This window comes from Amycolatopsis sp. NPDC004079, from assembly GCF_040610415.1.
Taxonomy (GTDB): domain Bacteria; phylum Actinomycetota; class Actinomycetes; order Mycobacteriales; family Pseudonocardiaceae; genus Amycolatopsis; species Amycolatopsis halotolerans.
The window spans coordinates 1-23,849 of sequence record NZ_JBEXMH010000102.1; the positions used below are offsets into that span (position 1 = coordinate 1).

General features: G+C 69.8%; 22 protein-coding genes. 14 read left to right on the forward strand and 8 right to left on the reverse strand.

Annotated features, from left to right (window positions below; translation table 11 throughout):
- Positions 1–411: 411 nt before the first annotated feature.
- From ABZX37_RS46115 to ABZX37_RS46125, 3 genes are all read left to right on the forward strand, one after another.
- A complete protein-coding gene (locus tag ABZX37_RS46115; protein ID WP_354750676.1) occupies positions 412–1,254 on the forward strand; it encodes an undecaprenyl-diphosphate phosphatase in 843 nt (280 codons plus the stop codon).
- A 29-nt stretch (positions 1,255–1,283) separates the two neighbouring features.
- Positions 1,284–1,988, forward strand: coding sequence for a histidine phosphatase family protein (locus tag ABZX37_RS46120; RefSeq protein ID WP_354750677.1), 705 nt, complete (start codon positions 1,284–1,286; stop codon positions 1,986–1,988).
- A gap of 91 nt (positions 1,989–2,079) precedes the next feature.
- Positions 2,080–4,131, forward strand: a complete 2,052-nt coding sequence (locus ABZX37_RS46125; protein ID WP_354750678.1) for a M3 family metallopeptidase — start codon at positions 2,080–2,082, stop codon at positions 4,129–4,131.
- Positions 4,132–4,259: 128 nt separating this feature from the next.
- On the opposite strand, the gene ABZX37_RS46130 is transcribed toward ABZX37_RS46125, so the two are convergent.
- On the reverse strand, positions 4,260–5,210 hold the full coding sequence (locus ABZX37_RS46130) for an Lrp/AsnC family transcriptional regulator (protein ID WP_354750679.1): 951 nt from the start codon (positions 5,208–5,210) through the stop codon (positions 4,260–4,262).
- Positions 5,211–5,295: 85 nt separating this feature from the next.
- Between ABZX37_RS46130 and ABZX37_RS46135 the strand changes: the two genes are divergently transcribed.
- The 6 genes from ABZX37_RS46135 to ABZX37_RS46160 all read left to right on the forward strand — a co-directional run bounded on the left by ABZX37_RS46135 (position 5,296) and on the right by ABZX37_RS46160 (position 12,733).
- A complete protein-coding gene (locus ABZX37_RS46135) occupies positions 5,296–6,735 on the forward strand; it encodes a UbiD family decarboxylase (RefSeq protein WP_354750680.1) in 1,440 nt (479 codons plus the stop codon).
- A 24-nt stretch (positions 6,736–6,759) separates the two neighbouring features.
- Positions 6,760–7,218 (forward strand): hypothetical protein, encoded by a 459-nt coding sequence (locus tag ABZX37_RS46140; RefSeq protein WP_354750681.1) that lies wholly within the window; start codon positions 6,760–6,762, stop codon positions 7,216–7,218.
- Positions 7,215–7,814 (forward strand): UbiX family flavin prenyltransferase, encoded by a 600-nt coding sequence (locus ABZX37_RS46145; RefSeq protein WP_354750682.1) that lies wholly within the window; start codon positions 7,215–7,217, stop codon positions 7,812–7,814. The genes ABZX37_RS46140 and ABZX37_RS46145 overlap by 4 nt, the downstream gene beginning before the upstream one ends.
- Positions 7,815–7,860: 46 nt before the next feature.
- The gene (locus ABZX37_RS46150) at positions 7,861–9,303 is read left to right on the forward strand and encodes an amidase (RefSeq protein WP_354750683.1); all 1,443 of its coding nucleotides are present in this window, start codon (positions 7,861–7,863) and stop codon (positions 9,301–9,303) included.
- A 203-nt stretch (positions 9,304–9,506) separates the two neighbouring features.
- Positions 9,507–10,757 (forward strand): MFS transporter, encoded by a 1,251-nt coding sequence (locus ABZX37_RS46155; protein ID WP_354750684.1) that lies wholly within the window; start codon positions 9,507–9,509, stop codon positions 10,755–10,757.
- A 257-nt stretch (positions 10,758–11,014) separates the two neighbouring features.
- Positions 11,015–12,733 (forward strand): glycosyl hydrolase family 18 protein, encoded by a 1,719-nt coding sequence (locus ABZX37_RS46160; RefSeq protein ID WP_354750685.1) that lies wholly within the window; start codon positions 11,015–11,017, stop codon positions 12,731–12,733.
- An 83-nt stretch (positions 12,734–12,816) separates the two neighbouring features.
- Here ABZX37_RS46160 and ABZX37_RS46165 read toward each other — a convergent pair whose 3' ends face one another.
- The 4 genes from ABZX37_RS46165 to ABZX37_RS46180 all read right to left on the reverse strand — a co-directional run bounded on the left by ABZX37_RS46165 (position 12,817) and on the right by ABZX37_RS46180 (position 17,230).
- The gene (locus ABZX37_RS46165) at positions 12,817–13,821 is read right to left on the reverse strand and encodes a hypothetical protein (RefSeq protein WP_354750686.1); all 1,005 of its coding nucleotides are present in this window, start codon (positions 13,819–13,821) and stop codon (positions 12,817–12,819) included.
- A 46-nt stretch (positions 13,822–13,867) separates the two neighbouring features.
- Positions 13,868–15,520 carry an SDR family NAD(P)-dependent oxidoreductase gene (locus tag ABZX37_RS46170; protein ID WP_354750687.1) on the reverse strand — a complete coding sequence of 551 codons (1,653 nt, stop codon included), beginning with the start codon at positions 15,518–15,520 and terminating at the stop codon, positions 13,868–13,870.
- A gap of 291 nt (positions 15,521–15,811) precedes the next feature.
- Positions 15,812–16,411, reverse strand: a complete 600-nt coding sequence (locus ABZX37_RS46175) for an AAA family ATPase (RefSeq protein WP_354750688.1) — start codon at positions 16,409–16,411, stop codon at positions 15,812–15,814.
- The gene (locus tag ABZX37_RS46180; RefSeq protein WP_354750689.1) at positions 16,412–17,230 is read right to left on the reverse strand and encodes an MBL fold metallo-hydrolase; all 819 of its coding nucleotides are present in this window, start codon (positions 17,228–17,230) and stop codon (positions 16,412–16,414) included.
- Between the two features lie 101 nt (positions 17,231–17,331).
- Here ABZX37_RS46180 and ABZX37_RS46185 point away from each other — a divergent pair, with 101 nt between their 5' ends.
- Complete coding sequence (locus ABZX37_RS46185; RefSeq protein WP_354750690.1) at positions 17,332–17,766, forward strand: MarR family transcriptional regulator; 435 nt, start codon at positions 17,332–17,334, stop codon at positions 17,764–17,766.
- Here ABZX37_RS46185 and ABZX37_RS46190 read toward each other — a convergent pair.
- Positions 17,690–18,328: a TetR/AcrR family transcriptional regulator gene (locus tag ABZX37_RS46190; protein WP_354750691.1), complete on the reverse strand. Its 639-nt coding sequence runs from the start codon at positions 18,326–18,328 to the stop codon at positions 17,690–17,692. The genes ABZX37_RS46185 and ABZX37_RS46190 overlap by 77 nt on opposite strands.
- 92 nt (positions 18,329–18,420) lie before the next feature.
- Between ABZX37_RS46190 and ABZX37_RS46195 the strand changes: the two genes are divergently transcribed.
- Together ABZX37_RS46195 and ABZX37_RS46200 are read left to right on the forward strand one after the other, a co-directional pair.
- Positions 18,421–19,485, forward strand: a complete 1,065-nt coding sequence (locus tag ABZX37_RS46195) for a Gfo/Idh/MocA family oxidoreductase (protein ID WP_354750692.1) — start codon at positions 18,421–18,423, stop codon at positions 19,483–19,485.
- Between the two features lie 419 nt (positions 19,486–19,904).
- Complete coding sequence (locus ABZX37_RS46200; protein WP_354750693.1) at positions 19,905–20,414, forward strand: hypothetical protein; 510 nt, start codon at positions 19,905–19,907, stop codon at positions 20,412–20,414.
- A 71-nt stretch (positions 20,415–20,485) separates the two neighbouring features.
- On the opposite strand, the gene ABZX37_RS46205 is transcribed toward ABZX37_RS46200, so the two are convergent.
- A complete protein-coding gene (locus ABZX37_RS46205) occupies positions 20,486–21,475 on the reverse strand; it encodes a malate dehydrogenase (protein WP_354750694.1) in 990 nt (329 codons plus the stop codon).
- Positions 21,476–22,040: 565 nt separating this feature from the next.
- Here ABZX37_RS46205 and ABZX37_RS46210 point away from each other — a divergent pair.
- A complete protein-coding gene (locus ABZX37_RS46210; RefSeq protein ID WP_354750695.1) occupies positions 22,041–22,679 on the forward strand; it encodes a DUF4360 domain-containing protein in 639 nt (212 codons plus the stop codon).
- Positions 22,680–22,716: 37 nt separating this feature from the next.
- Here ABZX37_RS46210 and ABZX37_RS46215 read toward each other — a convergent pair whose 3' ends face one another.
- On the reverse strand, positions 22,717–23,154 hold the full coding sequence (locus ABZX37_RS46215; protein ID WP_354750696.1) for a MarR family winged helix-turn-helix transcriptional regulator: 438 nt from the start codon (positions 23,152–23,154) through the stop codon (positions 22,717–22,719).
- Between the two features lie 102 nt (positions 23,155–23,256).
- Between ABZX37_RS46215 and ABZX37_RS46220 the strand changes: the two genes are divergently transcribed.
- Positions 23,257–23,643 carry a nuclear transport factor 2 family protein gene (locus ABZX37_RS46220; protein ID WP_354750697.1) on the forward strand — a complete coding sequence of 129 codons (387 nt, stop codon included), beginning with the start codon at positions 23,257–23,259 and terminating at the stop codon, positions 23,641–23,643.
- Positions 23,644–23,849: the final 206 nt, after the last annotated feature.

The window sequence follows — 23,849 nt, forward strand, 5'->3', positions numbered from 1 at the left end:
GTTGGGGGCGGGGCTCGTCCTGGCCGGGTTCGCGGGCGGGGCGGCGTTCGCGGCGGCTGCGCGGGCGGCTCCGGCGGAGCGGGAAAGGAATCTGATTCCCTCAAGGAGCCCTTCACGGACCACGACCCGGCTTCCGTTCCCGGGTCCGGGGCCCGCAGCGACGTGCGCTCAACCGGATCGAGCCAGCTGAGCTGCGGAAACACGCCAGCAGCGCGTCCATACCGCAATCTTCAGTTCCTGGCGCGTTGACTCAGGGTTCCCCGCCCGGCCGCCCGGCCGTCACCTGCGGGCCTCAAGTCCTGGCGTGGACCGGCGCCCTGCCGGGAACCTTCAAGAACCACCCGATAGGTTCCCGACCGTGCGAATCGGACTGCGCCCGCTGCGGGCGGGCGAACCGGCGGGAGCGGCCTGATGGGATGGTTCGAGGCCCTGGTGCTGGGGCTGGTGCAGGGGCTCACGGAGTTCCTGCCGATCTCCTCGAGCGCGCACGTGCGGATCGTCGCCGCGCTGTCGGGCTGGGGCGATCCGGGCGCGGCGTTCACCGCGGTGACCCAGATCGGCACCGAGCTGGCGGTGATCCTCTACTTCGGACCGAAGATCGGCCGGATCCTGCGCGCCTGGTTCTTCTCGATCTACCGCCCGGACTGGCGACGCGACCCGGACGCGCGGCTGGGCTGGCTGATCATCGTCGGCTCGCTGCCGATCGTGGTGCTCGGCCTGCTCTTGCAGGACGAGATCGACAAGGCGTTCCGCGACCTGCGGATCACCGCGACGACGCTGATCGTGTTCGGCCTGATCCTGCTGTTCGCCGACCGGACCGCGAAGCAGCAGCGGACGCTGGACCACCTGAACGTGCCGCACGGCCTGGCGTACGGCTTCGCGCAGGCGCTCGCGCTGATCCCGGGCGTCTCGCGCTCGGGCGGCACGACGAGCGCCGGTCTGCTGATGGGCTACACGCGTTCGGAAGCCGCCGAGTACTCGTTCCTGCTCGCGGTTCCCGCGGTGTTCGGCTCGGGGCTGTACAAGCTCACCGACATCGGCAAGAACGGCGAGAACGCGCAGTGGGGGCCGACGATTCTGGCCACGCTGGTCGCGTTCGGCGTCGGCTACCTGGTGATCGCGTGGCTGATGGCCTACATCAAGAAGCGCAGCTTCGTGCCGTTCGTGATCTACCGCGTCGTGCTCGGCGTCGTGCTGTTCGGCCTGGTCTTCGGCGGCGTGCTCGACCCGAACGCGGGACCCGCGGGCGGCTGAACGCGCGGATCACCGGTTAGGGTGGCGTCGTGAGTACGGTCATCTTGCTCCGGCACGGAAAGTCCACGGCCAACGGCTCGGGCGTCCTCGCCGGGCGCACCCCGAAGGTCGGGCTGGACGACACCGGCCGGGCACAGGCCGCCGCCCTCGTCGAGCGCTTCGCCGGGGTGCCGGTCGCCGAGCTGGTGGTGTCGCCGATGCTGCGCTGCAAGCAGACCGTCGCGCCGCTGGCCGCCGCGCGGGGCTTGGCGAAGGTCGTCGAACCGCGGCTGTCCGAAGTGGACTACGGCGAGTGGACCGGCCGGGAGCTCAAGACCCTGGTGAAGGAACCGCTGTGGCGCGTGGTGCAGGCGCACCCGTCGGCGGCGGTCTTCCCGGGCGGGGAGGGGCTCGCCGAAATGCAGGCGCGCGCGGTGGCCGCGATCCGCGCGCACGACGCCCGGATCACCGCCGAGCACGGCGACCACGCGGTGTGGGTCGTGTGCAGCCACGGCGACGTGATCAAGTCGATCCTGGCCGACGCGCTGGGCCAGCATCTCGACGCCTTCCAGCGGATCGTCGTGGACCCGGCCGCGGTGTCGGTCGTCCGCTACACCGAGACGCGGCCGTTCGTGCTCCGGGTGAACGAGCACGGCGGCGATCTGGCCGGGATCGTGCCGCCGCCGCCCAAGAAAGGCGGCCGCGCCAAGAAGGGTTCCAGCGACGCCGTCGTCGGCGGAAGCACGGGCCGCTGACGATCGACAGTCCTTCCGTCGGATGCCAGACCCCGTAGGGTGGGCGGAACCACGCGGAGAACCCTGTGGAGAACCAGGAGCGCAAACCCGAATGATTTCCCCGGACAACCCGTTCGCCGTCCCCAGCGACCTGCCGTACGAGCTGCCGCCGTTCGACCGGATCGCCGACGAGCACTACCGGCCCGCCTTCGAGGCCGGCCTCGCCGAGCACGCGGCCGACGTGGAGCGGATCGCCGACGACCCGGCCGAGCCGACCTTCGAGAACACCATCGCGGCGCTGGAGCGGGCCGGGGCGCTGCTGACGCGGGTGTCGGGCACCTTCTTCAACATCTCGGGCTCGAACGCGACCGACGAGGTCCAGGAGATCCAGGCCGAGCTCGCCCCGAAGCTGGCCGCCCACGAGGACGCGATCCACCTGAACCCGCGCCTGTTCGCCCGCATCGACGCGCTGTACCGGAAGCGCGCGGAGCTGGGGCTGAGCACGGAGGCGCTGCGGTTGCTGGAGCGCCGCTACACCGACTTCAGCCGGGCCGGAGCCGGGCTGCCCGAGGACGACCAGGCGAAGCTGCGCGCGCTGAACGAGCAGCTTTCCACGCTGCAGACCCGTTTTTCGCAGAACCTGTTGCGGGACACCAACGAACTCGCGGTCGTGCTCGACGACGCCGCGGAACTGGCCGGTCTCGGCGAAAGCGCGATCGCGGCGGCGGCGCAGACGGCGGCCGAGCGCGGGCTCGAGGGCAAGTACGTGCTGACCCTGACGCTGCCCACCGCGCAGGCGGCCGTGGCGTCGCTGGAGAACCGTTCGGTGCGCGAGCGCGTCTTCACCGCTTCGGTGTCGCGCGGCAATCGCGGAAACGCCTACGACAACAACGCGATCGTCGAGGAGATCACGCGGCTGAGGGCCGAACGGGCCGCGCTGCTGGGCTATCCGAACCACGCGGCGTACGTGATCGCGGACGAGACGGCCAAGACCGTCGAAGCCGCCGGCGGGCTGCTCGAGCGGCTCGCGCCGGTGGCGGTCGCGAACGCGCGCACCGAGGCCGCGGAACTGCAGAAGCTGCTGGAAGCCGACGTGCCCGGCGCGACGTTGCAGCCGTGGGACTGGGCGTTCTACGCGTCGAAGGTGGAGCGCGAGCGGTTCCGGCTGGACACCGCGGCGCTGCGGCCGTACTTCGAGCTGGACCGGGTGCTGCACGACGGCGTGTTCGTGGCCGCGAACCGGTTGTACGGCTTGACTTTCACCGAGCGGAACGACCTGCCGAAGTACCACCCGCAGGTGCGGGTCTTCGAGGTCTTCGACGCCGACGGCAGCGGGCTCGGCCTGTTCCTGATGGACTACTACACCCGCGACTCCAAGCGCGGCGGCGCGTGGATGAACAACTTCGTGGACCAGTCGCGGCTGCTCGGGCGGCGCACGGTCGTGGTCAACGTGCTCAACGTGACCAAGCCGCGCGAGGGGGAGCCGACCCTGCTCTCGCTCGACGAGGTGCGCACCGCGTTCCACGAGTTCGGGCACGCGCTGCACTCGCTGCTGTCCGGCGTCGAGTTCCCGACCTTCACCGGCACGAATGTGCCGCGCGACTTCGTCGAGTACCCGTCGCAGGTCAACGAGATGTGGATGCTGTGGCCGGAAATCCTGGCCAACTACGCCAAGCACCACGAGACGGGGGAGCCGCTGCCGGCCGGCCAGGTCGAACTGCTGGAGGCCGCGCAGCAGTACGGCGAGGGCTTCCGCACGACCGAGTACCTCGCCGCCGCGCTGCTCGACCTCGCGTGGCACCGCCTCGGCCCGGACGACCGGGTGGAGGACGTGCAGCGGTTCGAGGCCGAAGCGCTGGAAAAGGCGGGCGTGGCACTGGAAAGCGTTCCGCCGCGCTACCGGACGACGTACTTCAACCACGTCTTCTCCGGCGGCTACAGCGCCGGGTACTACTCCTACATCTGGAGCGAGGTGCTCGACGCGGACACCGTCGAGTGGTTCACCGAAAACGGCGGCCTGAAGCGGGAGAACGGCGACCACTTCCGGTCGACCCTGCTGGGCCTCGGCGGCAGCGTCGACCCGATGGAGGCGTTCGCGACCTTCCGCGGCCGCGCGCCGGAGATCGAGCCGCTGCTGAAGCGCCGGGGTCTCGCCGGAGCGTAGGAACAACCGCGAGCGTGGCGTGCTTTCCGGCAGGGGAGCGCGCCACGCTGGGTTCGGCGTTCCGAAGCAAGTGTATAACGACCTATACGGTCGGGCTTGAGTCCTGGCGGCCTCAGTTGTCCGGACGATCAGGGGAAAGCTGCGGCCCGTTTGACCACGCGCAGGACCGGAGCGGTCTGGACCGTCTGCACGCCGGGCAGCAAACCGACCTGGCCGGTGATGAATTCGTAGAGGGCGCCGGCGTCGGCACAGAGCGCGGTGGCCAGAAGATTGGTCGGGCCGGTGGTGGCGGCGGCGTAGGCGATCTGCGGGCAGCGGGCGAGAGCGGCGCCCGCGGCGCCGAGGGCCGCCGGGCTGACCGAGATCCACAGCAGGGTGTGGCTGGACCAGCCCAGCAGGTGCTCGTCGAAGTCGACGCCGAAGTAGAGCGTCCCGCTCGTCCTGAGCCGGTCGATGCGGCGGCGGACCGTCGACTCGTGCCAGCCGGTGCTCGCGGCCAGCGCGGCGTGGTTCGCGCGCCCGTCGCGAGCCAGTTCGTCCAGCAGCGGCCGGTCGCCCTCGTCGAGGTCGAGCGGCTCCGCCTCCGGCGGCGGCGGGGCGAGTTCGGCGACCTGCCCGGGGCTCAGCGACGCGATCGGCGTGTGCCAGCCGTCCGGGCCGCCGCGGAACAGGCGCAGCACCTGGTGCGCCTCGACCGAAGTCACCTGGCGGGTGGCGGGGAGCTTGTCCAGCAGGAGCGCGTCGCGGGCCCGCTGGTCGGAAGTCTGGATGTGGCAGCCGATCTCGGTGCCGCCGGAGGCGAGCTGGATCCGGTAGGTGTCCGACCGCTCGGCGAGCGCAGTGGCGACGGCGAGCGTCGCGGACGGGGCGCACCGCACCCGCAGCACCCATTCCTCGGCGTGCCCCAGAAAACGGGGGTCGAGCCGGCCGACGACCCGGACCGCCCCGGTTTCGCGGAGCCTGCGGTAGCGGCGGGCGACCGTCTGCTCGGAGACGCCGAGCACCGCGGCGATGCGGCGGAAAGACGCGCGACCGTCGACGTAGAGAGCGTGGACGAGCTGGAGATCGAGGATTTCCACGGTGTCGAGCGTAATCCGTGGCGGTATCCGGCGATTTCGAGGCAGTGACTGGAGTGGCGTCCCGCGAAAATCGCACAGTGGGGGCATGACCGCATTCCGTGATCTCCGGCATTACCTCGAGCATCTGACCGAAGCTCTCGGCGAGGACGAGGTGCGCCGCGTCGAAGGGGCCCACTGGGACCTGGAGATCGGCGGCATCACCGAACTGCTCGCCGAGCGCGAAGGGCCGGCGCTGCTCTTCGACGACATTCCCGGCTACCCGAGCGGTTTCCGGGTTTTCACCAATTTCATGGGCACCCCGGCCCGCAGCGCCGTCGCGCTCGGCCTGCCCGCCGACACCCCGAAGCTCGACATCGTGCGGGCCTGGAAGGACATCAGCCGCGACCTGCGGATGATCCCGCCGGTCGAGGTCGCCGACGGACCGGTGCTGGAGAACGTCCTCGAGGGCGAGACCGTCGACGTGACCATGTTCCCGGCGCCGCGCTGGCACGACGGCGACGGCGGCCGCTACATCGGCACCTCCTGCATGGTCGTCACCCGCGACCCGGACACCGGCTGGGTCAACGCGGGCACCTACCGGGTCTCCGTGCACGGCAAGGACCGGCTTTCGGTGTGGTTCCTCGGCAACCGGCACGCACGGGCGATCGCGCACAAGTACTGGGAGCGCGGCCGGAACTGCCCGATCGCCGTCGTCGTCGGGCAGGACCCGATCCTGTCCACCGCCGCCGCGATGTCCGCTCCCGAAGGCGTTTCCGAGTACGACCTGGCCGGCGGCCTGCGCGGGCAGGGCGTCGAGGTGCTGCCCGCGCCCGGCACCGACCTGCCCGTCCCGGCGCGCGCGGAGATCGTCCTCGTCGGCGAAATGCCGCCGCCCGAGGAGGAATCCGTGCTGGAGGGCCCGTTCGGCGAGTGGACCGGCTACTACACCCACAGCGGCCAGGAACCCGTCGTGCGGGTGCGGCGGATCCTGCACCGCGACGACCCGATCATCCTCGGCGCGCCGCCGATGCTCCCGACCATTCCGGCGGGCGACCAGGCCGTGCCGCTCTACTCCGCCACCGTGACCTGGGACCACCTCGAGCAAGCCGGGGTCCAGAACGTCCAGGGCGTGTGGGCCTACGCCCGCCAGCTCATGATGGTCGTCTCGATCAAGCAGACCGGTGCGGGCGACGCCATGCACGCTTTGCTGGCCGCCGCCTCGCGCAAGCGCACCGGCGGCATGGAGCGCTATCTCGTCGCGGTCGACGAGGACATCGACATCACCGACATCAACCACGTGCTCTGGGCGCTGTTCACCCGCGTCGATCCGGCGGAGTCGATCCACGTCCTGCGCTCGCCCACCACCGCCATCGACCCCCGGCTCTCCCCGGCCAAACGGGAGGCAGGCGATCTGTCCATGGGGATCGTGCTCGTCGACGCCTGCAAGCCGTTCGCGTGGAAAGACCAGTATCCGCGCGCCAACCGGGTCGACGAGGGCTACCGCGCCGAACTCCGTGCACGCTGGAAGGGCGTCCTGCCGCTCTGACCCCCGCCGACCGAGGAGGACGACGTGCCGAACCTGCCCGAGGAGGTGGCCCGCCTGGTCGCGGGGGAGCCACCGCTCGACGCCGACGAACAAGCATTCCCGTTGCTCACCGTGGACGAGCGCGGCCACCCGCACACCGCGCTGCTGTCCCGCGCCGAACTCGAACCCGCGGACGACCGTGCGGCGCTGTACGCGGTCGTGGCCGGGACCGGCACCCGAGCGAATCTGAGGCGGCACCCGTACGCGGCTCTGCTGGCCGTGGACGGGACCGTCTGCCATCACCTCAAGCTCCGGCTGATCCGGTCGCTGGCCCTCGGCGACGTCCTCGGCTGCGTCTTCGCCGTCGTTCACCACAAACGCGACAGCCTCGGCATCCCGCTCAGCCCGATCGGCTTCCGTACCACCAGACAGCTGGCCGAACTCGAAGACTGGCGCAGGAGCGCGGAAGTGCTCGCCACCCTCCACAAAGGACACCCGGCATGACTCGTCCCGTCCGCATCGTCGTCGCCATGTCCGGGGCCACCGGCGCTCCCTTCGGCGTGCGGCTGCTGGAGGTCCTGCGCGACCTCCCAGACGTCGAGACCCACCTCGTGCTGAGCACCTGGGCCCGGACGACCATCGAGCTGGAGAGCACCCGCACCGTGCGGGAGGTCGTCGAGCTGGCCGACGTCCATCACCGGCCCGGTGAGCAGGGCTCGCTCCTGTCGTCGGGTTCGTTCCGCACGGACGGCATGGTTGTCGTGCCGTGCAGCATGAAGACGCTCGCCGCGATCCGCACCGGCTACGCCGACAACCTCATCACCCGAGCCGCCGACGTCACCCTCAAAGAGCGTCGCCGCCTCGTCCTCGTTCCCCGGGAGACGCCGCTGAGCGAGATCCATCTCGACCACCTGCTGGCGCTGAGCCGCTTGGGCGCGCGGATCGTCCCGCCGATGCCCGCCTTCTACAACCGACCCCGGACCCTCGACGACATGGTCGACCACGTCGTGACCAGGATCCTCGACCAGTTCGAGCTGCCCGCCCCGGCCGCCCGCCGCTGGCAGGGCCTCGGCCACGCCCGCCACGAAGCGGCCTCGTGACCGCCACCGGTAATCCTGCGCGTCCGGTCTTTTCCTGGAGATTCGCATGACTGATTTGGCATTTCGTTCCGCGCGTCAGCTCGCTGCCGCCGTCGCGGCGAAGGAGGTGTCGAGCGTCGAACTGCTCGACCACTACCTCGACCGGGGGCGGCGGTTCGATCCGAAGGTGAACGCCGTCGTCGCCCGGGACGAGGAGGGCGCGCGGGCAGCGGCGCGGGCGGCCGATCGCGCGGTCTCCCGGGGCGAGCCGCTCGGGGCCCTGCACGGCGTCCCGGTGACGGTCAAGGACTCCGTGGAGGTCGCGGGCATGCGGGCCACCGGCGGCTCGGCCCGCTGGGGACAGCACGTCCCGGACCGCGACGCCGAGTCGGTGACGCGGCTCAAGAACGCGGGCGCGATCGTGTTCGGCAAGTCCAACCTGCCCGCCGACGCCCGGGACTGGCAGACCTACAACGAGATCTACGGGACCACGAACAATCCGTGGGACCCGGCCCGCGGCCCCGGCGGTTCCTCCGGCGGGTCCGCCGCGGCACTCGCGGCGGGGCTGACCGGGCTGGAACTCGGCGGCGACACCGCGGGCTCGATCCGGGTGCCCGCGCACTTCTGCGGTGTCTACGGGCTGCGTCCGTCGTACGGGATCGTGCCGGGCCGCGGGACGGTTTCGGGTCATGCTCCCGGGACGCTGGCGGACACCGACATGAGCGTGCTCGGCCCGCTCGGCAGGCACGCCGACGACCTCGGCCTCGGTCTCGACGTCCTGGCGGGAGCGGACCGCGAGCGCTCGCCGGCCTGGCGGCTGGAATTGCCTGCCGCCAGGGCGAACACGCTGCGGGAGTTCCGGGTCGCGGCCTGGCTCGACGACCCGTTCTGCCCCGTCGACGGCGAGCCGGCCGCGATCTTGCGGGAGACGCTGGAGGCGGTGCGGGCCGAGGGCGCTGCAGTGGTCGAAGGTCCGGGGCCGGTCGGGCTCGAGGAGACGATGGCTCTCTACCGCCCGTTGCTGATGGCGCAATCCGGGCTGATCGAGCCCGACGAGTCGTACTCCGGGCTCGTGGCGCTCGCCGCGGCGGGAGGAGGCGGGTTCGCGTCCGACGCGACGCTCCGCTTCCGCGACTGGCACCTCCTCGACGAACGCCGGCAGCATTCTCGCCGCCGCTGGGCGGAGTTCTTCCGTGACGTCGACGTGCTCCTTTGCCCGGTGAGCCCCACCGCCGCCTTCCCGCACGACCAGCGGCCGGATCCGAGCTGGTCGCTCCGGACACTGCGGATCAACGGCTCGGACCGGCCGTACCGCGAGATGCTGCCGTGGATATCGCTGTCCTCGCTGAACTATCTGCCCGCGGCGGTGGCGCCGGTGGGAGCGACTCGGGACGGGCTTCCGGTCGGCGTCCAGGTGATCGCGCCCCATCTGCACGACCGCACCGCGGTCCGCTTCGCGCAGTGCCTCGCGGAGGCGATCGGCGGGTTTCGCCGCCCGCCGGGATTCTGAGCGCTGCCGCAGGGTCGCCGATGCGCTGACCTGCGCCGAAGCTCGCGAATCGCCGCCGCCGCACCGATCCTTGGGAAGCTGGCGAACCGGCTCTTCGTCGGATCCGCTGACACCCGGGCCCGGGATTCGGCGGATCCGACGAAGCCGCGGAGGGGGTCCATGACCGCACAATGCGGCATCGCCGAATCAAGGAGGATCCGACGGTGAGCATTCCGAGTTCCGCCCCGGTCGTGCGGCGGACCGAACGGACCACGTTGGCGCTGCTGGTCGGCGTCTTCATCATCGACTACATCGACCGCGTCATGATCGCGGTCGCGCTGCCGCTGATCGGTGCCGAGTTCGGGCTTTCCAAGACCACGCAGGGGCTGGTCGTGTCCGCGTTCGCGATCGCCTACCTGCTCGGGCAGATGCCCGGCGGGCTGCTCGCGGACCGCGTGGGCGCGCGGCCGTTGCTGGTGATTTCGCTGGTGGCGTGGTCGGTGTTCACCGCCGCCACCGGGTTCGCGCCCGGATTGGTCGTGTTGCTCGTGCTGCGCGCGGCGTTCGGGTTCGCGCAGGCGTTGTTCCCCGGCGCGGCGTTCAAGGCGCTTGCCGAGCGGACGACGCAGGAGGGGCGCAGCCGCGGCGCGGGGCTGCTGCTGGCGTCCAACTCGGTCGGGGCCGGGCTCGGGCCGCTGCTGGTCGCGCCGCTCGTGGTCGCCGCGGGCTGGCGGCATACGTTCTGGATCGTCGCGGTGGCCGGGCTGGTCGTCGGGTTGTTGCTGTGGCGGTTGCTGCCGGCGCCGCTGCCGCGCGAGCTGACCGAACCCGAGGCGCGCGTCGCCCCGGTGAAGGTGCCGGTGTCCCAGGTGCTGCGGAACCGGCTGGTGATCCGCTGCGCGGCGATGTTCGCCTGCTTCAACATGCTCGCCTACGGGATGATCACCTGGGTCCCGTCGTACCTGGTCGAGACGAAGGGCCTGTCGCTGGTCGCGGCGGGGATCTCGGCGGCGATCCCGCAGCTGGTCAGCGCGGCGGCGGTGCTGCTGGGCGGCTGGCTGATGAGCCGGTACTTCGACCGCCGCCCGCGCTGGCTCGTGGTGCCCGCGCTCGTCGCCGCGGCGGGCGTGCTCGTCGCGATGCTGCTGTCGGACTCGGCGACCGGGTTCACCGTGCTGCAGACCGTCGCGATGTTCATCAGCGGACTCGCCTCGATCGGCATCGTCGGCCTGCCATTGCGCGTGCTGCCGCGCGATCTGGTGGGCGCGGGGATGGGCCTGGTCAACACCGGCGGCCAGCTCGCCGGCGTGCTCGCGCCGCTGGTGATGGGCTGGCTCGCGGACTGGTTCGGGTTCGCCGCGGCGTTCGGCTTCCTCGCGGTGTCGACGCTGGCCGCGGCCCTGATTTCGCTGACCACGCGGTCGACCACGTTCGCGCTCGGCGCGCCGGCTCCGGCCAGGGAACAGGTCGGCTGAGCCACCGGCGGTCGTGAGTGTTCCTGCCGGTTCTCACCGGCCGGAACACTCACGAGGCGGACGGCAGCTCCGTGCCCGGCACCGGACCACCGGCCCCCGGTGGCGCCCGACGATCCGACCCGGCCGTTCGGCCGCATTAGTGGTCTAGACCTTGACGGGTGACTGGTCCAGTCCAATTCTGAGAAGGTTCCGGCCGTGCGCCGCCGCCGCACGGCCCCTTTTTCGGCACTGGAGCCCGCATGCGACGAAGAAGTCACTTGTCACGATTGTCCGCTGTCCTGGCCGCCGCCGCGGCTCCGCTCGGCGTGCTGGTCGCCACCGCGGCCCCGGCGCACGCCGCGACGCCGCTGCCGAACCACGTGTTCGCGCCCTACTTCGAATCCTGGAACGGCCAGAGCCCGGCCGCGATGGCGCAGGAAGCCGGCGTCAAGCACCTGACGATGGCCTTCCTGCAGACCGCCTCCTCGGGTTCGTGCACCGTCCTCTGGAACGGCGACGCGAGCCTCCCGGTCGCGGATTCGTCCTTCGGCGCGGACTTCCGCACCATCCGCTCGCGCGGCGGGGACGTGATCCCGTCGTTCGGCGGCTACACCGCGGACCACAACGCCACCGAAATCGCCGACAGCTGCACGGACGTCGACAAGATCGCGGCGGCGTACGAATCGCTGATCACCACCTACGACGTGCCGCGCCTCGACATGGACATCGAGGACAACTCGCTGACCAACTCGGCCGGCGTCGACCGCCGGAACAAGGCGATCAAGAAGGTCCAGGACTGGGCGGCGGCCAACGGGCGCTCGCTGCAGATCTCCTACACGCTGCCGACCACCACGAGCGGTCTCACCAGCGCGCTGGGCGTCCTGCAGAACGCGGTTTCCAACGGTGCCAAGGTCGACGTGGTCAACCTGATGACCTTCGACTACTACGACAACGCCACGCACAACATGGCCCAGGACACCCAGACCGCCGCCGCCGGGCTGGTGTCGCAGCTGGCTTCGCTGTACCCGGACAAGTCGCAGGACCAGCTGTGGGGCATGGTCGGCATCACCGAGATGCCGGGCATCGACGACTTCGGCGCGGCCGAAACGTTCACCACGGCCGACGCGGTGACCGTCTACAACTGGGCCGTGTCCAAGGGTATCAACATGCTGTCCTTCTGGGCGCTGCAGCGGGACAACGGCACCTGCCCGGGCACCGGCGCGCAGGACACCTGTTCCGGCATCCCGCAGGACAAGTGGTACTTCAGCCACACGTTCGCCCCGTTCACCGGCGGAACCCCGGTGCCGGGCAACGACTTCTCGGTCTCGGCCAGCCCGGCCTCGGCTTCGGTCGACCCGGGCGGTTCGGCGGCCGGGAAGGTGGCCACCGCGGTGACTTCCGGTACGGCGCAGCAGGTTTCGCTCGCGGTGAGCGGTGCGCCGGGCGGGGTGACCGCCTCGGTCAGCCCGGCGACAGTCAAGGCGGGGGAGAGCGCGAACCTCTCGATCACCACGACGGCCGCGACCCAGCCGGGCGTTTATCCGCTGACCATCACCGGTTCGGTGGCGGGCGGCGGCAGCCACACCGCCACGTACACGTTGACGGTCAATGGAACCAGCCCGACCGGCAGCGTCATCAACGGCAACTTCGAGACCGGCGCACTGAGCCCGTGGACCGGGGGGACGATCGTGTCCTCGCCGGTGCACTCCGGCAGCCACGCACTGCAGGTGTCGCCGACGGCGTCGACGACCGGTGAAGCGGCGCAGAAGCTGACGCTCGCGCCGAACCACGCGTACACGCTGACGGCGTGGGTGCAGGGCGGATACGCCTACGCCGGGGTCAGCGGGGGAGCGACGGCCAGTTCGTGGACGGCGAACTCCAGCTGGACCAAGCTGACCGTCCCGTTCACGACCGGATCCTCCGGCGCGGTGACGATCTACGTGCACGGCTGGTACGGCCAGGCCCCGATCTACGCCGACGACATCTCGGTCAACTGAATACTGTATAACGACCTATACAGCCGGGCGCTAGGCGGAAAACTTCGTCTAGCGCCCGGCTCACGTTTCAAGACAAAAACCGCTCAGGAACGGCCGAGGGCCGAGATCAAGCCGCGGTACAGCCAGTACATCGGCTTCGGGGCGTAGTCGTCGGTCATGAGGCCGAAGTTGTCGAACGGGCTGGGGGAGCCGGTGACGTCGTCGCGCAGGTCGAACATCTCGTAACTGGCCACGTTTTCCGTGACGCGGTCCTGGTTGATCGCGAGGATTTCCGTGGTGAGCGCGCGGGCCTGGTCGGCGGGTGCGCGCTCGGCGGTGTGCGTCGCCCAGCCGTTCTCCGAGACGCGGATCGGGACGTCGCGGCCGAGGCCGGCGATCGGCATCTCCTGGGTGCGGACGTTGTGCAGGGTCTGGTGGACGAACCCGGCGAGGTCGGACTGCGGCGGGATGCCGGGCAGCCCCGCGTCCGGGTAGAGGTCGATGCCGACGAAGCCGACCGAGCGGCTGAACTCCGTGCCGCCGAGTTCGGCGAGGTGCTGCCAGAACTGGGTGAACGGTTTGGTGTAGGCGACCTCGTCGAAGCCGATCTGCAGCCGGTGGAACCCGTCGCGGTCAGCGGTTTTCTTGCCCGCGATCACGCCTTGCACCAAGGCGGTGTCCCCGTTCGGCTTGGGTACCACGTTCTGTTCGAGTGTCACCGAGATCGTGTCGGCGACCGGGCCGTAGCGGTGCACCGTGTTCTCCACGCAGGTCTGCCATTCCGGCATGCTTTCGCCGGAGTAGCCGAGCACGACGTCCAGCCGGCGGCCCGGGGCGAGGTACCGCATTTCGTCGTCGGGGAAGGCGGTGCCGCAGCCGAGGTAGTCGCGGAGCAGGAACGGCTGGCGTCCGGATTGCAGCTGCGCCAACGCCTTCCGGATCTGGGCCGGATTGTCGGGTTTGCCGGTGGTGGAACCGCCTCCCGCGTAGCCGCCCGGGTAGATGCCGAAGGTCAGCGGCGAGGTCGTGGCGTCGGCGGCGGCCGGGGCGAGCACGGCGAATCCCGCGACGAGGGCGGCGGCCGCGGCGGCGGTCCGGATCTTGTTCATGGCACTGAGTATTGCGGCGCACCGGGGACGGACCCGATGACGGATGTCATCTTCCGGCCGGGGTATTCGTCAGCAGTCTGGGGAAGGTTTCTTCGGCCGGACAAGGCCGTTCCGCGTGCGGTGGCACTGTGCCGGGGCCGATCACGACCGGTTCTTCGCTGCCGAGGGCGGCGTCGAAGAGGGCGGGGTCCCAGCGGCCCCACGCGATCGACACGGCGGGCAGGTTTTTCGCGTGCCGGTGCGCGGCGAGGGCGTCGAGGAATCGGTTGGCGGCGGCGTAGTTCGCTTGTCCGACTTCGCCGAGGACTCCTGCGACGGAGGAGAAGAGCACGAATGCCGACAGCGGCAGGTGCTGGGTGGCTTCGTGGAGGATCCAGGCGGAGTCGGCTTTGGCGCGCAGGACCGGGTCGAAGCGTTCGGGGGTTTGCTCCGCGAGGACGTCGTCATCGAAGACGGCGGCGCAGTGGATCACGGCGGTTAGCGGCGGGGTGCAGGAGGCAATGAGGCTTTCGGCTTGGCCCGGGTCGGCGACGTCGATGGCGGCGATGCGGACGTCCGCGTCGAGGTCCTGGAGATGCTCGGCGTTCGGCGCGGCGGGGCCGCTTCGGCTCGCCAGCACGAGATGCCGGACGCCGTGCTCGACGACGAGGTGCTCGGCCAGCAGTGCGCCGATTCTGCCGGTGCCGCCGGTGATGAGGACGGTGCCGGACGGATCGATGGGCCGGGCTGTCCGGACCGCGGCCGGGCGGATCCGGAAGGCGTGCGGGACTCCGTCGCGGATGGTGAGCTGCGGTTCGGTGTTGCCGCCGACGAGGTTGAGGATCTCATCGGCGGGCATTGGCGCGTCGAGGCCTACGGCGGTGATCTTGCCCGGGTACTCGGCGGCTGCGGCGTTGACCAAGCCCCAGACCGCGGCGTTCACGGGGTCAGGCCCAGCGGTGGTCACGACGAGTCGGTCTTCGCGGCTCTGTACTGCGTGCAGGGTGTGGGCGGTGAGGGAGTGGAGGTCGTCGCTGGCGGGGATTTCGAGGATTTCGGCTGCGCCGGGCTTGGCCGGGACGGGGACCCGCTCCGGGCGGTAGAGCATGGCTTCGGCGGGCAGGTCGACCTGCCGGGCGCCGCTGCCGGCGAAGACCGCGTTCCAGGCGACCGGGATGCCCGCGGTGTGCAGCCGGGCGACCTCGGCGAGGAGATCCGGGACGGAGGCCGGGGTGAGGTCCAGGACGAGGCTGGCGTCATCCCAAGGTCGCTTGGCCAGGCGGGCGACCGCCTCGGGGTAGAGGCCCCAGGATTCCAGCAGGCAGCACAGCGCGCCCTGGAAAGCGAAGTGCCGGTCTTGATAGTCGCCGAACATCGCGTCGAACGTTTCCGAGAAGAGCGGAGACCGTTGGCCGAACTCGGTTTCCCTGCCCGGCGGGAGTTCGGTGCCGCGGGAGACGAAGGTCAGCCGCGGGCGCTGCGCGACGGGCTGGCCGGTCGTTTCGCCGCTTGCGACGGCTGAGAGGGCGGCGCGGTCCCCGGCGGGGACCAGTGCGCGGAGTGCCAGCGGAGTACGGGTCGCGAGCGTGTAGGAGAGGTCGAGATCGGACGCCGTGCTGTCGAGGATGCCCGCGGCGAGGGCACGCAGGGCGACGCTGTCGGTCGCGCTGAGCAGCCAGGGCGGCGTGGGGAAATCCGTGCGGGCAGCGGGTTCGGGCATGGGGGTCTCTTCCGGGAGGACGGGTGCGGGGTCGGGCCGGGGACTCCGGGATCCGCGGCGGCGACCGGACCGTCGTAGGGGAGTGGCGTCGCAGTTCCGACGTGCTTTTGACCGCTGGCAAGCGGAATTGCGCTGGATTCAGCCTCGCGAGCCACGATTTCCGCACCAGCGACCGCGAATCCGGCCCGTGAACGCACCCGGCCCGCGGCGAGGGTGCGCGCGGTCCGCCCGGCAAGCGGCGGCCGGACCGCGTCGGCTCTGTGTCCTGGCACTCCTCGACATATACCGCGCTCAGGCCGGGCTCGGCGGCGGCTTTCCCGTTTGGTCCCCGTTCCGTGCACTCGGTGCCTCTGCCGCTGCTCGCCGGGCAACAATCGCCGCGACGCGCGCGCACGTTTCGTCCGGGTCGAGGTGTTCGGTGTCCAGCACTGTGCACTGTGGACGGAGCGGGAGGTACTCCGCGACGTGGTCGTGGATCCGGTCGAGCACGACCGGTCCGCCCAATGCGGCCATCGCGTCGGTCGCCGCGTGCTCGCCACGCGCGGCGAACCGGGCCTTCGCCTGCGTCCGGGGCGCGGCGAGCATGATCTCGATGTACTCGCCGCCCGCCGTGCGGGCTGCCTTCTCGAACCGCTCGGCCTGCTCGACCCGGGCCACCAGCTGCGGCATGACCACGTCGTGCCCGGCCCGCAGATGGGTTTCCGCCATGGCGAGCGCGAGCCGTCGCGCGGCGGGCAGGGTGTCCCAGAACGCGGTCCGCCAGCCGCCGATCATCGTGACGACCTGGTCGGCCTCCAAGGCGAGCACGCCGGGATGGAGATCGGCGTAGTGCCGCGCGACGGTGGATTTCCCGATGCCGGACGGGCCGTTGAGGTGGATCAGCCGGGCCATTCACCCCACAGTAGCGGTCCAACGGCCGTCGCGGACGTGCCCGAAGACGACGTCGGCGAAATGGTTTCCGAAGCCGATCGTGCGGGGCTCGGCGAGTTCGGCGACGAGCTTCCGGCGGTGGCTGGCGGCCTCGGCCGGATCGTGGTCGTACACGCAGGACCAATCCGGGTTTTCGATCTGGATCGGCGAATGGACCGCGTCACCGAACGCGATCAGCCGTTGCTCGCCCGCGGTGATGACGTACTCCGCGTGTCCCGGCGTGTGCCCGGCGGCGAAGCGCACCCGGACGCCGGGAAACACCTCCTGCCCGTCGTCGACCGTGCGCACCCGCGGTGCCATCGTGTCGGTCTCGCTGGAGGGCTCACGCTGCGCCCACTCTGGCTTCGCGACCAGATACTCGGCGTGCGCGAATGCCGGTTGCGCTGCCCAGCCGATGTGGTCCGAGTGCAAGTGCGTGAACGCCACCGCCTCGATGTCCTCCGGCCTTCGCCCGAGCGCGCTCAGGTTGTCGAGCAGCGCGCCGCCGTACAGCAGGCCGTTCGGCGCTCCCGGCTCAGCGGGCACCGACTGCGGTCCGAACCCGGCGTCGATCAGCAGCGCCCGGCCGTCGTGTTCCACCAGGAGCCCGCCGATGCTGGCGACGAGGTAGCCGTCGTCGTCCAGATACTCCGGGCGTGCGGCCCAGGTCTCCGCGGTGCTGCTGGGCAGCCACAACCGCGGATTCCCTTGCACAGCACCGTCCGGCACGAAGGACACCTTCGTCTCGCCCAGGTGCACGGTCTGGAGCAGCGCGGGCCGGCGCAGTCGGTCGTCGAGCACGGTTTCGTTCCCTTCCCTCGGTCTGCTCCGACCATAAGCATCAAGCTAGAAACATTCAAGCTTTAAATATGCTCACTTGATGGAGTTGCTAGGATGGGATCATGACGGAACCTCGGGCGATCGCCGAACGGGAGCTGTGCGGTCTGGTGAACGGGCTGGCGCAGCAGATCGCCGACCACGTCCGGGAGCGCGCGGTGGCGCTGGGGCTCACTGCCGCGCAGGCGACCGCGCTGCGGGAGCTGACCGGCCCGATGACCATGCGCGAGCTGGCCGAGCGGATGAGCTGCGAGCCGTCGAACGCCACGTTCGTCGTGGACAAGCTGGAGAAACAGGGCCTGATCGAGCGGCGCGCGCACCCGACCGACCGGCGCGCCAAGCATCTCGTCCTGACCGAGGACGGCACGGCACTGCGCGAGCGGTTGCTCGCACTGCTGACGCGGGATTCGCCGCTGGCCGGGCTCAATCCGAAGGAGCAGCGGGTTCTGCAGGGCCTTCTGGAGCAAGCGATCGTGCCGGGCGCAGGCCGTCGAGGATGATGCGCAGGTTCCGCCGCCACTGGTCGCCGCTCGGGACGAGGCCGATCGTGTGGCCGGGCGGGATCGCGGTGGCGAGCGCGAAGGGGATGTCCCGCCAGTCGAGGTCGGCGCGGAGCACGTTGGCTTTTTGTGCGCGCCGGACGAGTTGACGCACTGCCCGCTGCAGTCGGGTGATGCGCGGCTCCAGGTCAAGCCGTTCGCCGCGGCCGGAGAGAGCGTCGTGCAGTCCGCAGCTGGACGCGCGTAGCTGGACATAGGTTTCGGCGAACTCGGCGAACCCCTGCCACGGATCGGGGGAGTCGAGTGCGCGGGCGGCGCGGTCGGTCATCTCGTCGATGGTGTCGGTGAGGATCGCGGCGAGGAGTGCGTCCAGCGACGGCACGCGTCGGTACAGCGTGCCGAGGCCGACGCCCGCGCGCTGCGCGATGTCGCGAGTGGTGACCGCGAGTCCCAGTTCATCGAGCGCTTCGCGGGTGGCCGCAACCAGCCGCTCGACGTTGCGCTGCGCGTCGGCGCGCGGTTGGCCTTGGGCGAGCAGCGCTGCGACGGCGGATTCCGGCATTCCCGCAGTCTAAACCAAGCGGGTCATGTTGTTCCGCTTCTGGTAGCTTGACAGAACCGGAACACGTTGACCCGCTCACTGGAGGCAGGGACTTGACCAAGCCGATCGGCGTCGGAATCCTCGGCGCGAACCCGGACCGGGGCTGGGCAGGGCGGGCGCACATTCCCGCCATCGCTGCGTCGCCCGACTTCTCGCTGGCCGCCGTCGCGACCACGCGCACCCGCAGTGCGGAAGAGGCGCGCACGCGCTTCGGTGCCCGACATGCCTTCACTGATGCCCGGAGTCTCGCCGAGCATCCGGACGTCGACCTGGTTGTCGTCACGGTGAAGGTGCCGGCGCACGTGGAGCTGGTGACGGCCGCGCTGGAGGCGGGCAAGCACGTCTACTGCGAATGGCCGCTGACGACGACCGCCGCGGAAGCCGTCGCGCTGGCTACTGCGGGGGAGCGGGCCGGAGTGCGCACCGCTGTCGGGCTGCAGGCGCGGTTCTCGCCGACCGTCCGCCGGGCCCAGGCGATGATCGCCGAGATCGGCGCGGTGCAGTCCGCGACCGTGTACAGCTCGCGCAGCAAGGGAAACACCCGTGATGTCCCCGGATGGACGGCCTACACCTACGACCGTCGCACCGGGGCCGGACTGGTCGAAGTCCTCGGCGGGCACACGCTGGATCTGGTGCAGTACCTGCTCGGGCCGATCCGCGAGCTGACTGCTCGGACGGCGATCCGGAACGGCTCGCATCGCGTCGCCGAGACGGGGGAGCCGATCGACGTCACGGCACCGGATCACTTCCTGGCCCACGCTGAGCTCGACGGCGGGGCAGTGGTGTCCGTTCATCTGCACGACGGGGAAGCGGCGTTGCCCCGGACGCGGATCGAAATCGTGGGCACCGAAGGGAATCTCATGCTGGCCTCCGTTGTGGAGACTGATCCGTGGGCGGCGCAGCTGCAGATCGGTCGGCTGGAGCTGCGCTCGTCGAGGCCGGAAAGTCCGGAGTGGACGGTGGTTCCGGTGAGCGAGGCCAGCGGATTGCCGATCCAGGCGGCGAATGTCGGCCGGGTCTACGAACAGCTGGCGACGGACCTTCGAGACGACACGCACACGGTTCCCGACTTCGGCGTCGCTTCCGGTTTGCACGCGCTCATCGCGGGAGCTTTCTGAGGCGCTCCCGCGGCGAGACTGGAATAACTTTCCGTCTTGCGGTGTTCGGTGCGGAAATCGTTCGGAAAAGACGGTCCGGCGGTTGCCATGATAGAGTTTCATTCTTCGGGCACGTCGCCGGACGGAGTCGCATCGCCCTCGCCCGGCAAGGGCACAAAGACCTTTCAGGGCAGTGAAATCGACTGCATCAGCGGTGCTCCGGACGCCGATTCGCTGCGAGCTTTGGCGGTCACTCCAACAGCGGCTTCGGAAGCTTTCGGCGGCGGCTACTCTTCTCCCCGGGAACGCGTCCCCGCAGCACGTCGCTCATCTGCGTTCCCATTGCGGAAATTACTGAGATCCTGTCGCTGAGCTAATACCTGGACTATTCCTTGCTGGCATCCGAAACGGATGCCGAATGAGTAATGAAGGGCGATATAGTGGCGATCAAAATCTCGAAGACGATGGTGGTCGGTGTCGCGACGGCCGCATTGCTGCCCCTCGGCGCGCTCGCGGCCTCGGCCGCGCCGGCGTCGCCCGCCGCGCCGAGTTCACCGGCCGCGCTCACCCCGGTCACTTACACCGCTGAGAACTTCGAAGACACGATTCCGTCCCTTCCGCTCCAGCTCGGTGGGGTTGCCATCGGCACCGGAGAGCTGAGGGACGCCAATCATTTGCGCGTCGGCGTGTTCTACGAAACTTGCACTGTCGTCACCGCGAGGCGGGACCAGCGGCTGCTGTGCACGGTGGATTTGCGGTTCCGTGACGGCGACATCACCGGCGTCGTAGTCGAAGGCCAGGACCTGCTCGTGCCCGGCCCGACGTCGAGGGAGGCGCTCGGGTCGATCACCGGCGGCGCCGGCGAGGGCTACAACAAGCTGCGCGGCGACCTGAACTTCTCCGGCGGCGCGTCCCGAGGCATCCTGAATATCGTCGTCAACCCGGTCTAAACGTTCTTCCGTCCGGCACGGACAGCGATGGCCGCCCCGGAACCGGGGCGGCCATCGTGGAAAACGGAACCTCAGATCAGGCCCAGCTTGCGGACCGCGTCGCGCTCCTCGGCCAGTTCGGCCACGGAGGCGTCGATGCGCGGGCGGGAGAACTCGTCGATCTCCAGGCCCTGCACGATCTCGTACTTGCCGCCCTTCGCGGTGACCGGGAAGGAGGAGATGAGGCCCTCCGGGACGCCGTAGGAGCCGTCGGAGACGACGCCGGCCGAGGTCCAGTCGCCCTCGGCGGTGCCGTTGACCCAGGTGTAGACGTGGTCGATGGCGGCCGACGCGGCGGACGCGGCCGAGGAGAGGCCGCGGGCCTCGATGATCGCGGCGCCGCGCTTGGCGACGGTCGGGATGAAGGTGTCGGCGAGCCACGCCTGGTCGTTGATGGTCTCGGCGACGTTCTTGCCGTTGACCTCGGCGTGCTGCACCGACGGGTACTGGGTGGCGGAGTGGTTGCCCCAGATCGCGACCTTCTTGAGGTCGGTCACGGCCACGTTCAGCTTCTTGGCCAGCTGGGCGAGCGCGCGGTTGTGGTCGAGGCGGGTCATCGCGGTGAAGCGCTCGGCGGGCACGTCGGGGGCGTGCGACTGGGCGATCAGCGCGTTGGTGTTGGCCGGGTTGCCGACCACCAGCACGCGGATGTCGTCGGCCGCGCCGGCGTTGATCGCCTCGCCCTGGGGCTTGAAGATGCCGCCGTTGGCCTCGAGCAGGTCGCCGCGCTCCATGCCCTTGCTGCGGGGGCGGGCCCCGACCAGGAGGCCGATGTTCGTGCCGGAGAAGGCCTGCTTCGGGTCGTCGAAGATGTCGATGCCGGCCAGCAGCGGGAACGCGCCGTCGTCCAGTTCCATCGCGGTGCCCTCAGCCGCCTTGACCGCCTGGGGGATCTCCAGGAGCCGAAGCTTCACCGGGGTGTCGGCGCCGAGCAGCTGACCGGACGCGATGCGGAACAGCAGCGCGTAGCCGATCTGGCCGGCCGCACCGGTGACGGTGACGTTGACAGGGGCTTGGGTCATTGCGCTTCTCCAGCTTGAGACGACTTTGGCTAGTACCGAGGATGCTAGCCCTACCGGCGGGCGTCGTCCGGGTGCGTCCAGTCACGGTAGCCAGGATCACGTTCGGGGCCGGCGCGATCCGCCTTAAGTCGCGCGCCGAAGGGCGTAACTCGAGATCACGATCTAGTTGCGGGCCGGTGCGGGGGAGGCGGGTCCGGAGCTGTCGAGTTCGGCGGACACGGGCGCGACGGGTGGCAGCGCCGGGAGATTCCGTCGGATCGGGTGAGAGGGCGCGGGGTGGCGCGTCGGCCGCCGCGGCGCGCGAACTGTCCCAATTGCCCCGATTTTCGGGCCGATTTCCGCCGGAGTTGTCCGGACCAGCCGGGGCGGGTGGTTCTGGGTCGTGTATTTTTGAATCATTTTTGTTGATTCGTCAATTGTCCATAATAGCTTTTGTCAACGGTTTGTTAACACGTTGCTGTGCGCAGCTAAGCAAGTACGTTGCTCCATTCAGTGGGACTCGGTGTGTAGTTCTCGCGCTACCCTGTCGAAACCCCCCACCCTCGGAAGTAATGGGAAGGAACCCATGCTTACCACAATGGCCGCTGCGCTTTTGGCCCTCTCCTCGACTATTACCCCGCATTCCTGGCCGCAGAATCCTCCGCCGGACAAAATTATCATCGACGTCGCGACCGTGAACGGGACCGGCTGCCCGCCGGACACGGCCGCGGTTTCGGTTTCGGCGGACAACACCGCATTCACTGTCACCTACAGCCAATACACCGCTCAGGTCGGCGTCGGCGCGCAGCCGACCGACTTCCGCAAGAACTGCCAGATCGGCCTGCGCGTGCACGTGCCGCAGGGCTTCACGTACGGAATCGCCTCGGCGGACTACCGCGGATTCGGGCACCTCGAAAAGGGTGCGTACGGCGTGGAACGCGCGAACTACTATTTCCAGGGAAACTCGCCGACCGCGTACGCGACGCATCGGCTGGACGGGTTCTACGACAATGACTGGCAGTTCTCGGATCAGACGGACATCGACGCGATTATCTACGAACCGTGCGGCCAGGAGCGCAACCTGAACATCAACACGGAATTGCGGGCGTATGCCGGTTCTTCGGACCCGGCGAAGACGACGAGCTTCCTGACGATGGACTCGACGGACGGCAGCGTCCAGACGGTTTACCACTTCGCCTGGAAGACGTGCCCGGATAACCGGTAACTGCAGAACTCGGACCCGTGAGCGCTTCCTCGGACGCTCACGGGTCCGTCTGCGTCACGTTTTCCGTGAGCCTGCCGAGCAATGCGGCCAGCGTCGCGATCTCGTCGTCGGTGAACCCGCGGCGCATCCGCTTGTCGTGCGCGATCGCGGCGTCGGCGAGCCGGTGGAAGGTGCGCTCGCCGTGTTCGGTGAGTTCGACCTGGTGCACGCGCCGGTTTTCCGGGTCGCGGGTGCGGGTGAGCAGGCCCGCGGTCTCCATGCCGTTGAGGTGATGGGTGAGCGTGGCGCCCTGGATGCCGACGGCGTCGGCGAGTTCGCGCTGGCTCGCGTGCTGGCGGGTTTTGAGCGCGATGAGGATCTGCCAGGCCGGCTGCGATCCGCCGACCTCGGCGAGTGCGCGGTCGAAAGCCTGGCCCGCGGCTTTGGCGGTGCGGGCGAGGAGGACGCCGAGCGGAGGCGTGTCGGGTCGGGGCACGGGAAGACGGTACCGCAGGTTCGTCGAGCTCTAACTGTTTGACGACGAACGATTAGATGTCTAACGTTTGTGCTGTCTCATTGATCGGCACTGGAGGGCATCGTGGACACTGCGGAGATCGCTGAACTGGGCAAACGCTGGGCCGTCGCCGAGGCGGCGGGCGACACGGACACGCTGGGCGGCCTGGTCGCCGACGAATTCCGGCTCGTCGGACCCCTCGGATTCGTGCTCGACCGGGAGCAGTGGCTGGACCGCTACCGCTCCGGCGCGCTGGCGACGCTGCGGCTGGATTGGCGCGACGTCGAGGTGCGCGTCCACGGTGACACCGCCATCGCGATCGGCGTGCACGACCAGGAAGCGACCCATCAGGGGAACCGCGTCGACGGCACGTTCCGGGCGACGCACGTGCTCGTCCGCGGCGGGGACGGGTGGCGGATCGCGGGGATGCATCTCAGCCCGATGGGTGCTCCGCCTGCTTTCGCCCGCTGAACGCGGGACCGTGACGCGGGATTGGGTGCGCCGGTCGGGCGGAGCACCTCGATCTCGCGTCGTCGGGCGTGCCCGGAGCGGAGGTGCGGTCCGTGAAGGGCTCCTTGAGGGATACCTGCAACGCGGCGCAGGCCGATCAGCTGCAGCAGGGCGGCGACGTCACCTTCGCGATCGAGAAGAACGTGCCGAACTGGAACGTGACCTCG